This is a genomic window from Microcoleus sp. AT8-A3, assembly GCF_036705675.1.
Classification (GTDB): Bacteria; Cyanobacteriota; Cyanobacteriia; order Cyanobacteriales; family Microcoleaceae; genus Microcoleus.
Window position 1 is genome coordinate 1 of the sequence record NZ_JAUBVD010000092.1, and the last position, 15,017, is coordinate 15,017.

At 46.3% G+C, this 15,017-nt stretch carries 13 protein-coding genes; 4 read left to right on the plus strand and 9 right to left on the minus strand.

What is annotated here, in order from left to right; translation table 11 throughout:
• Positions 1-83: 83 nt before the first annotated feature.
• Both glmU and QUB51_RS28600 read right to left on the minus strand, forming a co-directional pair.
• The gene (glmU, locus tag QUB51_RS28595; RefSeq protein WP_333056885.1) at positions 84-1,463 is read right to left on the minus strand and encodes a bifunctional UDP-N-acetylglucosamine diphosphorylase/glucosamine-1-phosphate N-acetyltransferase GlmU; all 1,380 of its coding nucleotides are present in this window, start codon (positions 1,461-1,463) and stop codon (positions 84-86) included.
• A 53-nt stretch (positions 1,464-1,516) separates the two neighbouring features.
• A complete protein-coding gene (locus QUB51_RS28600) occupies positions 1,517-1,840 on the minus strand; it encodes a hypothetical protein (protein WP_333056886.1) in 324 nt (107 codons plus the stop codon).
• Between the two features lie 81 nt (positions 1,841-1,921).
• Here QUB51_RS28600 and QUB51_RS28605 point away from each other — a divergent pair, with 81 nt between their 5' ends.
• Entirely contained in the window at positions 1,922-2,890 is a 969-nt protein-coding gene (locus QUB51_RS28605; protein ID WP_333264266.1) for a hypothetical protein, read from the plus strand.
• A gap of 26 nt (positions 2,891-2,916) precedes the next feature.
• Complete coding sequence (locus QUB51_RS28610; protein WP_333264264.1) at positions 2,917-3,741, plus strand: sulfurtransferase; 825 nt, start codon at positions 2,917-2,919, stop codon at positions 3,739-3,741.
• 346 nt (positions 3,742-4,087) lie between these two features.
• On the opposite strand, the gene QUB51_RS28615 is transcribed toward QUB51_RS28610, so the two are convergent.
• The 7 genes from QUB51_RS28615 to rfaE2 all read right to left on the minus strand — a co-directional run bounded on the left by QUB51_RS28615 (position 4,088) and on the right by rfaE2 (position 12,111).
• Positions 4,088-5,560, minus strand: coding sequence for an MBOAT family protein (locus QUB51_RS28615; protein WP_333056890.1), 1,473 nt, complete (start codon positions 5,558-5,560; stop codon positions 4,088-4,090).
• An 853-nt stretch (positions 5,561-6,413) separates the two neighbouring features.
• Positions 6,414-7,973: an ATP-binding protein gene (locus QUB51_RS28620; protein ID WP_333056891.1), complete on the minus strand. Its 1,560-nt coding sequence runs from the start codon at positions 7,971-7,973 to the stop codon at positions 6,414-6,416.
• On the minus strand, positions 7,970-8,989 hold the full coding sequence (locus QUB51_RS28625) for an ATP-binding SpoIIE family protein phosphatase (RefSeq protein ID WP_333056893.1): 1,020 nt from the start codon (positions 8,987-8,989) through the stop codon (positions 7,970-7,972). The genes QUB51_RS28620 and QUB51_RS28625 overlap by 4 nt, the downstream gene beginning before the upstream one ends.
• Positions 8,990-9,507: 518 nt before the next feature.
• Entirely contained in the window at positions 9,508-9,906 is a 399-nt protein-coding gene (locus QUB51_RS28630) for an anti-sigma regulatory factor (RefSeq protein ID WP_333264261.1), read from the minus strand.
• Positions 9,907-10,145: 239 nt separating this feature from the next.
• Positions 10,146-10,550, minus strand: coding sequence for an STAS domain-containing protein (locus QUB51_RS28635; RefSeq protein WP_333211706.1), 405 nt, complete (start codon positions 10,548-10,550; stop codon positions 10,146-10,148).
• A gap of 55 nt (positions 10,551-10,605) precedes the next feature.
• Positions 10,606-11,475, minus strand: a complete 870-nt coding sequence (locus QUB51_RS28640) for an STAS domain-containing protein (RefSeq protein WP_333211709.1) — start codon at positions 11,473-11,475, stop codon at positions 10,606-10,608.
• A 141-nt stretch (positions 11,476-11,616) separates the two neighbouring features.
• Positions 11,617-12,111, minus strand: coding sequence for a D-glycero-beta-D-manno-heptose 1-phosphate adenylyltransferase (rfaE2, locus tag QUB51_RS28645; protein ID WP_333056897.1), 495 nt, complete (start codon positions 12,109-12,111; stop codon positions 11,617-11,619).
• A 797-nt stretch (positions 12,112-12,908) separates the two neighbouring features.
• Here rfaE2 and hpsJ-B point away from each other — a divergent pair.
• Both hpsJ-B and QUB51_RS28655 read left to right on the plus strand, forming a co-directional pair.
• Complete coding sequence (gene hpsJ-B, locus QUB51_RS28650; protein WP_333211711.1) at positions 12,909-13,739, plus strand: hormogonium polysaccharide biosynthesis protein HpsJ; 831 nt, start codon at positions 12,909-12,911, stop codon at positions 13,737-13,739.
• An 86-nt stretch (positions 13,740-13,825) separates the two neighbouring features.
• Positions 13,826-14,743: a glycosyltransferase family 2 protein gene (locus QUB51_RS28655; protein ID WP_333211713.1), complete on the plus strand. Its 918-nt coding sequence runs from the start codon at positions 13,826-13,828 to the stop codon at positions 14,741-14,743.
• Positions 14,744-15,017 lie beyond the last annotated feature (274 nt).

Here is a 15,017-nt window from a genome sequence, read left to right on the forward strand (position 1 = left end):
TATTGTGGGATGGGCGTCCCGCCCGTCCCCTCATGACGGGCGGGACGCCCATCCCACTTTCAAGAGTGGAAGTTATTTAATTCTCATTCCTTCAACTTCCAACCTGGTTTGACAACTTGCCGGGAACGAGCCATTACTAAACAATCATTCGGCACATCTTCTGTCACCACAGAACCCGCCGCTACAGTAACATCTTCCCCCAAAGTTATCGGTGCAACCAGCACGCTGTTAGAACCCGTTTTACTCCGATCGCCTATTTGAGTTTTGTGCTTGTTTTTTCCGTCATAATTCGCCGTAATTGTCCCCGCACCGATGTTGACTTTTTCTCCCAAAGTCGCGTCGCCTAAATAAGACAAGTGAGCGACATTAGTTCGATCGCCTATTTGAGTATTTTTCAATTCTACAAAATTGCCGACGCGACAGTTAGCCCCAATTTCTGCGTGTCCCCGCAAATGTGCGTAAGGGCCAATTCGCGAATTTTCAGCAACCATACTGTCAGAAACCACTGAATAAAGCACAGTCACATTTTCCCCAATCTGACTGTTTTCGATCAAACTGCCGGGGCCGATGCGACTCCCGGAGGCGATCGAAGTATTTCCCCGCAAGTGAGTTTGCGGTTCAATTACGACATCCGGCTGCAACTCTACGGTATCGTCGATCGTGATGCTGTTGGGATCGAGCAGCGTCACTCCCGCCGTCATCCACTTGTCCTTTATCCGCGTTTGCAAAATATCGCAAGCTGTGGCTAAATGTTTGCGATCGTTAATTCCCAATATTTCTTGATAATCTTCCACATCCACCGCCATCACGGGGCTGAGGAAATTTACCGTATCAGTTAGGTAATATTCTTTTTGGTCATTATCTGCCTTCAATTCTGGCAAAATTTTCTCTAAATCCGGCCAGTGAAAGCAGTAAACACCTGCATTAATTCGGTGATTTTGCTTTTGAGCTTGTGTGCAGTCGCGGTGTTCGACAATTTGCTGGACTAAGTTTTGACTGTCGGTAAATACTCGTCCGTACCCTTGGGGATTCGGTAAATTAGCTGTCAATAAAGTAGCAGAGTTTTTGTGCTGTTTGTGAATGGCCATCAATTGTTTGATAGTTTCTGCCCTCAGCAAAGGTACATCCCCATTTAAGACCAGCAAGTCTCCTTGAAATCCCTCTAAGTGAGGCAGCAATTGTTGGATGGCATGACCGGTTCCCAATTGTTCGGTTTGTTCGACAAATTCTAGGGGAGGAGATTGAGGATTTTTTCCTGATCTTTCTTGACCTCGAATCAGGGATTCTTTAACGAGTTCACCTCGATAACCGACGATGACAAGTCGCCTGGTAATTTGAATTTCTTGACAACTTTGGAGGACTCTCTCAACTAGCGATCGACCGCCTAATTCGTGTAGAACTTTAGGCAAGTCAGATTTCATGCGCGTGCCGCGTCCAGCCGCTAAAATTGCTATTGCTACCATTGTGCGATCGAGTTATTTGCTATAAAAAATTGAATATTGACTAAATGATGATATCACTCGCTGTCCGCCGATGGCACTGCGATCGCACAATTTTTTAATCTCAAATCTCGAATCCGCGCGATCGAGCATTTTTCCAGCCGGATGCTGGTTGTAGGGGCGACGCTGGCAATATCTGGACTGGCGCGCCCGGTATCAAAAACCTGGTTGCAGCAGCAGTATTTGGCGGCTGAGCAAGACGACTTGCATTCCTCACTACAAACCTGAGTTCGGCTTAAAGCCAAGCAATGCAAGTCATTCCCCAAGGGATGCCAGGGGGAGCGAGAGTGAGAATTTGCATCTTTGGGCTGGGATTTGCCGCGATATATTATACTATTCATTGAATTTCAGTTAGGGTGTTTTTAACTTAAAAAAACTATTTATGAATTTTTCATTCCTTCTGCATTATCAGGTGTCCAGCTATGACAGAGCTTAATTTTCAGGAACTTGCCAAGCAGGGAGATATTGCCACTGCGATCGCATCTTGGCTCAACAGCCAGTTGCAATCTGAAGGCATCACAGCCTCCGCTAATCTCGACGGCGACTGTTTGGATGTAATTCTTGAGGCCGAGCAGGTACCCATAGAAAATACATTAGTTGATTTTGTTCGCACCGAGCTGACGAATTTGCAGCCGGATTCGATTCGCAAAGTGAAGGTTGAGGGCCGAGAAAGCGGTCAGATTGCTGCTGCTTGGAGTCAAGAGTTTAGTTTGGAGAATAGCACTTTTGAACCACAGAGCTTTGGAGGAGAATCTGTACCAAATACTGCTGTGGTTAATATGGACGATCGCACAGAGATGGAGAACAATATTGAGGAGGAAAAACCGTCGGAACTTGCTGCATTTGAGAACCGACTGCGATCGACTTTCATTGTAGTCGGGCTAGTAACGGGTATGTTGGCGATCGCCGTGGTGGCGTTTGTCGGTAAAATTTTGAACCAGCCAGCAGCAACTGCGGGGAATAATCCGGGTGAAACAGCAGATTTAGCAACTGCACCGGATGCTGCACCAGATACTTTTCGAGAAGCCGTTAACAGCGCACTCAAAGCAGCAGAATTAGGGCGATCGGCAAAAACCAAGGAAGATTGGAGTACAGTTATCGATCGTTGGCAAGAAGCCGTCTCATTAATGAGAAGAGTACCAGTTTCTAGCCCCAACCATCAACTAGCTCAAGCAAAAGTAATCGAGTATCAGAAATATCTGCTTTACGCTCAAGAAGCAGCAGTAACTCCCCCTCAGCCAACTCCAACTCCCGCACCCGCCGAAAAACCACCTTCGGAAAAAGCAACTCCTAAAAAATCTAATTCTGAAAAAAGAGCTTCGGAGAAACAAACTTCTAAAAAATCTCGTACCGATAAAGCAGAACCCGATAAAAAAGCTCCTTCCCGATAAATGTTAAAACATAGATTTGAATACTTATGACTGACAACACTTTAATCGTTTCTCCTGAATGGTTAGCCACCAATACCGACAATCCGCAAGTTGTAATCATTGACTGTCGTTTTTCCCTTGCCGACCATGAATTGGGACAAAAACAATATCAAGAAAGTCACATTCCCGGAGCTTTCTATTTAGATTTAAACCGCGATCTCGCGAGTGCTGTGGGCAAACACGGCGGTAGACATCCGCTGCCAAACATTGAAGAATTAGCTGATAAATTGAGCGCGATCGGCATTAATTCACCAGAAACTTTAGTCGTCGCCTATGACGATTCGCGACTGGCTTTTGCAGCTCGCTTGTGGTGGCTGCTGCGATATATGGGACACAGCAAAGTCGCTTTGTTAGACGGCGGTTTCAGCGGCTGGAAAGCGGCGGGATATCCGGTAACAAATATTTTGCCAGAACCCCGCGAGGGTAAATTTGTTGCTCATTTGCAGCAGGATTTGGCGGTAGATATTGAGGCGGTAAAAGAGCGTAAAGACGTGCCGGGAAAGGTTTTGGTTGATTCGCGAGAAAGCGAGAGATATGAAGGTTTGCGGGAGCCGATCGACCCCATTGCAGGTCACATTCCGGGTGCGGTTAACTATCCGTGGCAAGGGGTGACGGATGAAACTGGAAAAGTGCGATCGGCATCCGAACAAAAACAGCGGTGGACAGAATTAGAAAAAGCTGAAGAAATTATTGTTTATTGCGGTTCCGGGGTGACGGCTTGCGTCAATTTACTGTCTTTAGAAATTGCCGGAATTCCCGATGCTAAACTTTATGTAGGTAGCTGGAGTGACTGGTGTTCTTATCAGTTGTAGGGTAGCGGGCATTGATGTCAACTTAACGTTAAACCCTCAGTCCGGCAGCGGTTGAAACAAGAGCCTCAAAGCGAAATTCCTCGCGATGAGGACTAATGAGTTCTTCAGTCCTCTTTGAGAGGACTTTAGCTATGAGACAGGGAATTCATTCCCTGGCGGACTATTGGGTGAGCGGGAGGACTGGCGAACAAAAAGCTTAAGTTGACACTAATAGGTAGCGGGGAATCACTTCGACTGACATCTTGCACCATTCTCAAGAACAGGCTTTCCGGCCTGTTCCACAAGAAAATCTACTCTTTGTGGAACAGACCGGAAAGCCTGTTCAGAAGGCGACTTAAATAATACCCTAAAAATCAAAATAAATATAAGGCAAACCGCCTTCGGGAGCCAACACCCAAACCGCATACAAACAAAGCGGCACTAACACCAATTTCATCGGCCAATTTAACTCTAATTTCAAACCCCGACTCAACGCATAATTCCCCAGCATCGCCACAGCCAAAGCAGCCAAAATCCAAGCTAAACTCACTCTATCTAAACCCAAAGCTTCTACATAAACTTTCTCAGCAAACTGCACGTCAGCAGTGTGTCCCCACAAATGCGAAATCGCCCATCCAGAATCCTTTAAATCGGGAAGTCGGAAAAATATCCAACTACCAAAAACCATCGCCTGAGTCAACAGCCAACCGATCGCAATCCCGATCGGATTTTCCCACAAAAACTCGATCCGCCACCGCTTAAACAGCACATCACTCAGCCTGTGAACCGCCAAAGCTAAACCGTGTAAAACCCCCCACACAATAAATCCCCAAGCCGCCCCGTGCCAAATTCCCGCAATTAACATGACAATAGACAAATTCAGACAAGTGCGCCACAAACCGACTCGCGAACCGCCCAAAGGAAAATACAAATAATTGCGTAGCCAATCGCCTAAAGTCATGTGCCAGCGTCGCCAAAAATCAGCTATGCTGGCACTAAAATAAGGAAAATCAAAATTTGGTGGCAAATACCAACCCAGCAGCAAAGCAGTACCGCGCGCCATGTCAACATAGCCACTAAAATCGAGATAAAGTTGCAGCCCGTAAGCCAAAATCGCCAGCCACAAATCCTCGCTACCCGCCCGCTGTAAATTGGTAAAGCTTAAATCGACATAAATTCCCAAGTTATCTGCGAAAAGACCTTTTTTTACTGCACCAAAGGCGATCGTCCAAAGTCCCTCAGAAATGCGATCGGGCGTTGGAAATTGTTGGGTTTTCAGTTGATATATCAAGTTGTGATACCGAGTAATCGGGCCGGAAATCAGTTTGGGAAAAAACAACTTGTAAGCAGCAAAGTGCAGCAGCGAAGTAGCAGCAGGCGCGCCTCGGTACACGTCAATCAAATAAGCAATGCACTCAAAGCAAAAGAAACTCAATCCCAGGGGTGCGATGACGTGACTTTTCACCCAGTCAGCCCCGTCGATAGCTACAGGCCAATTGAACAAAGTGCCGATCGAACTCAATAAAAAAGGCACATACTTAAAGCCCAGAAGCAGCAACACATTCAGGCAGATGCCTATCCACAGCAGCAACAAACGGCGGCGGTTCCAAGATTCATTAGCAATCCGCCAATCCAGAGGTTCCCCAATCGCCATCCCCAAGCAGTAATTAAACAAAGCAGCGACTAACAGCAAAGGAATGTACCAAATTTGCAGCGAAGCGTAAAAAATCAAACTACCCGCCAACATGATGAACAGTCGCCACCACTGCAGCGGAACCAACCAGTAAGCCCCGAACAAAACTAACAGAAACAGCGCATATTGAAGCGAGATGAAAGTCATACCATTTTAGATTTTAGATTTTAGATTTTAGAATTGGGAATGGCTTATTTTGTATGGGTTTGGATTCCGGGTCTACTGTTGCATTATTTTTATTAATCGAGACTTTGCTAAGAACAAGATTTATCCTGGATTTTAGCCGATCGCCCACACGAAAACAGGCCATCGGTAAGTCCCTACTATATAGTCGGCAACTGAGAACTGCTACATTTTACAGCACAAAGGTTAAATTCTGTTGCAAATTAAATAAATCTTGCCTGCTATAAATTAACTCTCTGAGGAATGAGAATTAAATAACTTCCACAAGTTTGTGGGATGGGCGTCCCGCCCGTCCGTTTTGGACGGGCGTCCCGCCCATCCCACAATAACAATTAAAATTGTAAGTTATTTAATTCGCGATCCTTACGAACCATATAAAATTCGGTGAAAAAATATAATTAGGTTTGCAGCATCGGACTTCAGTGCTCAAAAGCTACAATTCCTGATATCGTTTCCCTTCGCATCGGAATAATATTTTTTATCGTGAAATCCTAGCATCCCGCACAGCAAAAAAGTGATGTAACCCAAAATGTTTGGAATTCATCACGATAGCAGGTATTTGACAAGTAGTTCGATCGCCTTTCAACTCTTCCAAAACGTCAAATTCAGTCAATCGATTTTAGATTTTAGATTTTAGATTTTAGAATTGAAGCATTGACTTGCGCGAGATAAATACGTTCGGCCAGTTTCATCGGATACAGGTTTTTTATTTTTCCACGGATGAATCACGTGGCGGGTATCCTGGATGCTTTCAGTGAGTATCATAATGTCGATAAAAATTGCTTGCGGTTGCTCAAAGAGCAGCCGAACCCAACCTTCAGCGCCGTCGGCGACCTATATCGCAGTACAATGAATTTCTCCCAGCAAGTTTTTCAGCAAATACCGAAAAACTATCTTCATCCTCCTCAATCAAAACTTTGGCTGCTGAATCCGCCGCTGGCGATCGCCCGCAACCCCGCAAGCTACGAGAATTTGCGTTTGCCAGCGGTATTTCATCTCCCTTAGCAGGGGACATTTCCAAAGGGTTTTCTTCCTCCCCAGGATACAGAATTGGCAGTGTGACAAAAAAAGTCGAACCCACTCCGGGTGAACTTGTGATTTCAATACTTCCCCCCAGAAATTCCGCCAGTTTTTTGCACAGAGACAATCCCAATCCCGTGCCTTTGACGCCATTCTGCAAGGGGTTTTCGAGTTGGACAAATTCTTCAAAAATCCGCCTTTGGTCGGCTGGAGGAATTCCTATGCCCGTATCTGCTACTGAAAAAGTAACTGTTCCCTCCTCTCCTATTTCCGCAGCAACTCTAACTTCACCTGCTGCGGTAAATTTGAGGGCATTAGAAATCAGATTTCGCAAAATCTGAGAAACTTTTCCCTCGTCGGTTGTGAGGATTGGAAGTTCGAGAGGATCTTCAAAAATTATAGAAACGGCAGAGTTTTGGGGAAGCAGGGGGCGCATCATTCCTCGCAGGGCGCTGAACAAATCTTCGACTTCAAAATCAGCCAAGCGAACAGTTAGTTTTCCGGCTTCCACTTTGGCTAAATCTAACGAGTCGTTGACAAGTTCTGCGAGAGACTCGGCGGATTTGTAAATGTAATTTACTTGCTTGTCCTGTTCGGCTGAAAGTTCTCCGTCGAGGCGATTTAACAATATTTCGGAAAGGCTCATAATTGCCGTTAGGGGAGTGCGAAACTCGTGGCTCATATTGGAGAGAAAGCTGGTTTTGAGTTCGCTGGCGCGCCGGAGAGATTCGGCTTTGTCGTTCAATTCAGCGTAAAGTGCTAGGACTCCGCGATTGGTATCTTCTAGCTGTTGATTTAATTGTACGAGTTCTTCTTGACGCTGGCGGAGTTCGTCTAAAGTGCGTAGTAATTCTTGATTTTGCTGCTGAATTTCGGCATAGGGATCTTCGGGAATTTGGCGCGCTAGTTTGTCAACTAATTGATTTAGTTCGATCGCACTCAGCGCAGGCATATTTTTGGAAAACTGTTTAATTAATTGTACAGCCGTTCCGCGATCGGGCCGAGAGTCGATTTTCACTTCGTCCATCAACCGTTTCGCTGCTGCTAAACCGAGTCCCGCGCCGGTTTGCGATCGAAAATTGGGGCTTAACACAGCCGCTAAATCAGCAATTCCCGGCCCCGTGTCAGAAATCCGAGTCCGAAAAACTTGGGGCGATTCCCCTTCCACAATGAATTCTACTTTGCCACCGCCTGCATATTTGAAAGCATTGCGGGCAATTTCGGAAACTGCTGTGGCGATGCGGGTTTGTACTTGGGAATCGAATCCCAGCCCTTTAGCAATTTGGCGAGCTCTTTGGCGTACTTGTACGATGTCTTGTTCAAAGCGGACTTCCGTCGTCAGGATTGGATAACTCACGCTGCTTCTCTTACCTTGGCTACTATAACTGTCATGTCATCGCGAGTGCGTTTGAAGTCCCGGTAGAGCACGGCTGCGATTAAAGCAGGATGTCTGGAGGCTAAACCCGGGTAGCGGTTTAAATTCCACTGCGCCGCCAAACCGTCGGAGTGCATGATGAGTAGGGACTGCTGCGACCAAGGATAAACAAATTCTGCTACTTTTCGCATCATATGTCCAACTGTGCCATTGTAGGAAACCATGGTGCGGCTTTGGTTATCTGTGACCACTACACCGCTGATGTTGCCAATTCCGGCAAAACAAACTGTTTGTTGGGTACGATCGATTTGGGCGATCGCCGCAGCCGCTCCTCTGGTATTTTTTAAAGCAGCGTGCGCCTTCTCTAAAATTGCTTTCGGCCCGAGTTTGGCGTTTTCCTCAAATACCCGCACTGCTTCGCCAGACGCTTCCTGGGCCAAATCCCCGTAGCCGAGCCCGTCTGCAACTAAAATCAGGTTTTTCTCACCGTGATTTTCTGCCGCCCACGAATCCCCGCAAATTTGCTCTCCTACTTTCGGCAAGTGGATTACCCCAAATTCCAAGTAATTGCTGTTTTGGGATGCTTCCCGGCTATTTTGGGTCGGTTCCAGCCGCATTAATAAGGCTGTCCCCAGTTTTGGTACAGAATGAATATCAAAAAAAGTAGAGAGGCGTTTAATTGCCCCCAGTCCAGTTCCAGGGCTTCCCGCTGTAGAAAAACCGTCCCGCAGACACAGCGCGACATTTGCCATTCCCTGCCCCCGGTCTAGCGCTACTATTTCAATGCTATATCCTGCGGCTGTTTTTAATGTTCGCAGCAAAATTTCTCCTTCGCGGGCGTGCTTGACCACGTTTTTTGCTGCTTCGGTGGTAACAATTGCCACTTTACCGCGATCGGTCTCGTTAAATCCGACTTCGGCCGCGAGGGCGACTGCGATTCGGCGCGCTTCTCCCACTTGACTTTCTTCTGTTACGGGCAGGGCTACGGCATCTATCATTATTTTGTAGTTCTCATCTTAAGCTGGCGCGCATTTAAAAAGTCATTAGTCATTAGTCATTAGTCATTAGTTCTTAGTTTAGTTAGCCATCGCGCGATCGACCTCAGAAACCGGGTTTCTACTGAGATTTCTCGTTACCCAACCCAAAACTCATAGAAACCCGGTTTCTCATTAGTCATTTGTAGCGCGCGATCGACCTCAGAAACCGGGTTTCTACTGAGATTTCTCGTTACCCAACCCAAAACTCATAGAAACCCGGTTTCTCATTAGTCATTTGTAGCGCGCGCGACTCCACTCTCTCCCAATCTCCCACTCTCCTTACTCCTCACCGCCAGCGGACGATCGCAATTTTAGTCCCCTTACCCACTATCGATTTTAGATTTTAGATTTTAGATTTTAGATTTTAGAATTGAAGCATTAACTTGCGCGAGATTCATCCGGGGGCTTGTATCCTGGATACTTTCGGTCATTCCCAATGGTTTAATCAAAAATCTCAACTCTCAAATCCTATTACTGGTTCACCGCCAGCGGACGATCGCAATTTTAGTCCCCTTACCCACTTTGGAAACAATCTCAAATTCGTGCATCAACCGCTTGGAACCACTGAGCCCCAAACCCAAACCGTGATTAGAAGTATAACCGTCAGTCATAGCCAATTCGATGTCTGGAATTCCCGGGCCCTTGTCTTCAAATATCAGCTTCAGCCCTTTGCGGGTTCCTAATTGGAGCGTTTCGAGAGTTACAGTTCCCCCTTTGCCGTACTCTACAGTATTGCGGGCAAGTTCGCTGGCTGCGGTAACGATTTTCGTTTGGTCTAGTAAACCGAATCCCATTGCTACAGCCCAAGTTCGCACTTGCTGTCGGACGTGGACTATATCGGATGACGATCGGATTTCTAGTGTCTCACGTTTTGACATAGCGGCTACTGTACCAAAATAGAACTTCTCCACAAAATATAGGACTTACGCTGGTCAACTTAGTTTCTCCTAATAGGACTTACGCACTTACTACGATTTTCTCTCAATAGAGAACCTAGTGAAGCAATCTCAAACCCTTGATTTAACCCCCTTGAGTGCGTAAGCCCTGTCCTCAGAAATCTTCTTCAGTTTGTCAACAAGGTATCTACAAACAAACTAGGTTCTTGACTGCCTGTGCCTCAGTTATGGGACAATTGATCAACTGCTCGCGCATTCTCGTGAGGATAAAAACCCAAGGATTTTCGCAACAAAATCATGCCCTTTTCAACGCTTAAAGCTGTGCGAACTCCTGTCAGGGAAAGCCCCAACTCAACGAGCGTAATAGCAACCGCTGGCTGCATTCCGACCACAACTGTTTCCGCATCTAAAATTCGAGACATACTAGCGATATTGTTGATAATACGACCGATAAAAGAATCAACTATTTCTAGAGAAGAAATTTCTATCAACACACCTTTAACACCTGTTTTGACGATGCGGTTCGTCAGGTCATCTTGCAGCGTCATTGCTAAGCGATCGTGCATATCTACTTGAATTGTTACTAGCAAAAATTCTCCCATTTGAAGAATCGGTATTCGTTCCACAAATTCACCTCTTTGTTAAGTTGTACTAGATTTCTTTTGTCAGAATGCAATATGTTTATCTGTCCTCGTTAAGATTTTTTATAGTTAAACCTTGGCGCTGCAACGCGACTTTAAAAGCATCGGCTAAAGTCGCTTTTGTGAGAATATCCTGCAAGTCAACTCCCAAGTGAACTATGGTTTGAGCTATTTGCGGGCGAATGCCACTGATGATGCACTCAGTACCCATTAAACGGGCGGCGGCTACAGTTTTTAATAAATGTTGAGCAACTAAAGTGTCAACAGTCGGCACGCCTGTAATGTCTAAAATCGCAAATTCTGAGCCAGTTTCCATGATTTCTTGCAACAGAGTTTCCATTACTATTTGAGTGCGGGCGCTGTCGAGAGTCCCGATCATGGGTAAAGCGAGAATTCCTTGCCAAAGTTTGACTACGGGTGTTGACAATTCGAGCATTTCTTGCTGCTGGCGTTCGATGACTTCTTCGCGAGCTTTGAGAAAAATTTCTGTCACCCACAGGCCTAGCTGGTCTAATAAACTGGTGGAAAGCCAAAGTTGTTCGACAAGTGCGTCGCGGTTTTGTGTGAGTTCATGACAAAGCCGATCGAACAATGGCTTTTTGAAGCATAAAATGAAACTCGCTATCTCTGAGGGAGTAAAGCCTCTCTGAACACGAGATCGCGAAACTTCTGCTAGCAACACCCGCATATTTTCCCATTCGGGTGTCTGGATGTCGCTAAAATTACCGTGCCCGACTGCAATGTGGAGTAATTGCAGGAACTCTTGACACTCCGAGCGCAATTCTTTGGCTCTCATCAAGTCGTCCCGCCGCAGCCCGGTATTTTGCAGTTCTTTGAGCCAGTCTGCTAGTAACTCTGCTTTGTGTCTTTGTAGGATTTCCGCGATCGTGTTATTGCTTGTGAGTTCCATTAAAATTATCTCCTGCTTAGCAATTGGAATGAAATTGTACGAGCGATTCCCTACGGGATAGCTTCGCACGCGCGTACTTTAGCATTTTTTGATGGGGCAACTTCTGAGTTTAGCTCACTGTTTGCTGTTTGCGATCGAGGGTTAAGTACCTAATTGTAAAATGCGTTTGACGATCGCACTGGTAGAACTCGGAACTTCTATTTCGATCAAGGAAATCTTGCCACCTCCGGCGATAACCGCCGGTGCTTCCGGCAGAGTTTCGACTTGATAGTCGCCTCCTTTAACGTATATATCAGGCTTCAGGATATTTATCAGTTTAGTTGCTGTAATCTCGGAAAAAATTACTACGGCGTCTACTGGTTTGAGAGCGGCTAACACTTCGGCTCGCTGATTTTCCGGTACGATCGGGCGGGGTGGCAATCCCGGCTGCTGCGGTTTGATAGCTTGCACGCTGGCGTCGCTATTCAATCCCACCACCAGCGATCGCCCCAAATTTTTTGCCGCCTGCAAATAGCGGACGTGACCGCAGTGCAGGATATCGAAGCACCCGTTAGTAAACACGAGCGGACGCCACTTGTCCGGATCGGATGCGATCGATCTTTCAAGTTCTCTCAACGTATAAACATCAGAAATCATTGCAGTCCTTACCACCCAATTTGAACAGCGATCAAAATTATCCTACCAAAAAATGTGATTCCTTGCACTTTCGTTATTTAAAAATATATCCTTCAATTTTTCCACTAATTAATAGTTGCCTTTGAGCAAACATTAATTAGCAACTGGTAACTTTTTAGCCAGAAAAGATAACTAAAGATCACCGAGGCTCAAGCAGATTTTCAAAATATAATTTCTAGGTAAAAAACAGCTAATATTTTATAGGTAACTGCCATATCCTGCTGTTGGTAATTGGAGGTAAAAAAGGTTGGTAAACAATTATTTATTCCCGCCCTCTCTTATATCAATTACTATAAGACAAGGGATGAGAGTTCCACCGCATCGGGCAGGCGATCGGGGAGTGAGAGCCCTAGGGGGTGAAACCCAACGAAACGCGCTCCTCCTGTGTCTATAATTTCTGACACCGCCGCGCGAGCGAAAGCTAGTTAAAAGCACCGAACCCAAGCGTGCAGAGCTCATCTTTACGCTGGATTCGTCAGACTATAGAAGAAGCCAGCAGTTGCTTGCTGCCGTTTCTGGGCGCAATCTTGACCAAGCTTTACAGCCAACCCAGAAGCGCACAGCCTCCTGTGTCCAACTGTATATAGCTGTGCAGAAACTCGACCTTTGGGTCGCAACCGCAGCCTGTGAAAACCCAGAGGAAAGTCGAGTTCGGTACCCGAAGCAGCTATTTTGGTGGAAAATAGCTAAACTCGTTCAACAAAATCCACTCAACTACCCCCTTGAATCTAACGGTGTAGAATTATCTAACACGAATTATGAAAGCAAGTAATAGCCGTCAATTTTCTTCAGTAGCTGCTCGAACTCTCAAAGTAGTCGGGATTATCTTAATTCTGTCTGCTTTGCTTGACTGCATTGTTCTGTCGCTGCCGGGAGAAACTTCAGACCTTCTCAATCGAGGCTGGCAGTTGACTGCTGCAACTCAGATAGTTGACAAGGGCATTATTCCTTTGATCGGTATCGCCCTCCTGATGACTGGCTTTTGGGTGGACAGCAGCAGTGGAGTCTCTATTGAGCGACGCAACGTTTGGCTGGACTTGCGATTCTGGGCGCTGTTGATTTCCAGCTTGTTAGGTCTAGTTTACCTATCTCTGGTTCCCGTTCACCTCAACAATACTCGTTTGGAACTCAAGGATGCTCTGGCTCAAGTCGATCAAGAAGCGGGACAAGCGGAAGGTCAACTTGAGGCACAACTTAAAAGCCCTCAATTTAAAGCTCAGGTAGAACAGCTCAAAAGCCAGCGTCGCAGCCAGATAGGAGCGCTGCTGGAAGACGACGGGAAGCTGCAAGAAGCACTCAAGAGTCCAGAGGTTCCCAAGGAATTGAAAGCTGTGCTTGAGCAGTCGAAAAATGACCCGAAAGCCCTCGACAAGTTCCTGGAACAGCAAGCTCAATCACTTCCCACTCAAGCTCGCAACGAGATTCGCACCCGCAAGCAACAAAAAGAGAAAGAGTTAAGAACTCGATCGAGAAATTCGAGTTTGCAGACGGGAATCAACAGTTTGTTGTTAGCGATCGGCTACATTACTGTTGGTTGGACGGGATTGAGAAGCATGGGAATTCTGCGGTTCGGCCGCCGCAAAAATTGACCAGCGCTGGCAGGGATCGCGCTGGTCGAGACATCCCTGAGAAATAGTTTGTTTACCCAATAGTTTGCCCTTACTGAAAGCTGGGAATGTTCTCAATTTATATTCTGACTTACAACGAAGAGATTGATATCGCCGCTTGCATTGAATCGGCACTGCTTTGTGACGATATCATTGTAGTTGATTCTTTCAGCACCGATCGCACCCTTGAGATTGTTCAGAACTATGCCGTGCAAACAGTACAGCACCGCTTTGAAACTCACGGACGCCAGCGGACTTGGATGCTCCAAGAAGTCCCGTGCAAATACGAATGGGTTTACATCCTCGAAGCTGACGAGCGGATGACGCCTGCACTGTTTGCTGAATGCTTAAAGGCGATCGAAACTCAAGAATATATCGGCTATTACGTAGCTGAAAAAGTAATATTTATGGAGCGCTGGATTCGCCGCAGCACTCAATATCCCCGTTATCAAATGCGTCTCTTTCGCAAAGACCGAGTGTGGTTTACGGATTACGGTCACACTGAACGGGAAGTCTGCAACGGGCCTACTCACTTTTTGAAGGAAACTTACCCTCACTATACTTGCAGCAAAGGTCTTTCCCGCTGGATTGAAAAGCACAACCGCTACTCGACTGACGAGGCGGCTGAAACTCTCCGCCAATTAGAAGCGGGTCAAGTAAATTGGTGGGGTTTATTGTTTGGCGCGTCGGAGGTGGAAAGGCGCCGCGCTTTGAAAGATTTTTCTTTGCGCTTGCCTTTGCGGCCTGTGGTGCGCTTTTTCTATATGTATATTTTACTCGGCGGATTTCTTGACGGCCAAGCGGGATTGGCTTGGTGCACGCTGCAAGCTTTTTATGAATATCTAATTTTGCTGAAAGTTTGGGAAATGAAGCATCTACCACTGCCAGCTTTAGAGGTAGCGACAGAACAATCTCTTTCAGAAGTAGTAACAGTTGAGCAGTCAAAAGTTTCTTATAATCTTGGCGCTTCCGATACTCGAAATTAAAAATTGGTAAGAGGTACGCTCGCCTAGCGGTAGTATTTGGAACTTATACCCTCGCCGTTCCCCGCCGATCGGACTCGATGGGTAGCCTAAGTATTTAGAAGAGTTATTATATCCTTTCCCTGTGCATCGAAATTATTCATCTCTCTCTTCTCTTCCTCTGCGATCTCTGCGTACTCTGCGGTTAAATCATTCCGATGCAGTTAGAGAGTCGATGGCAGAGTGTCCCCTACCATCTCTCCTACAAAACCGTGCTTGCGACTTTCACCGCACACGG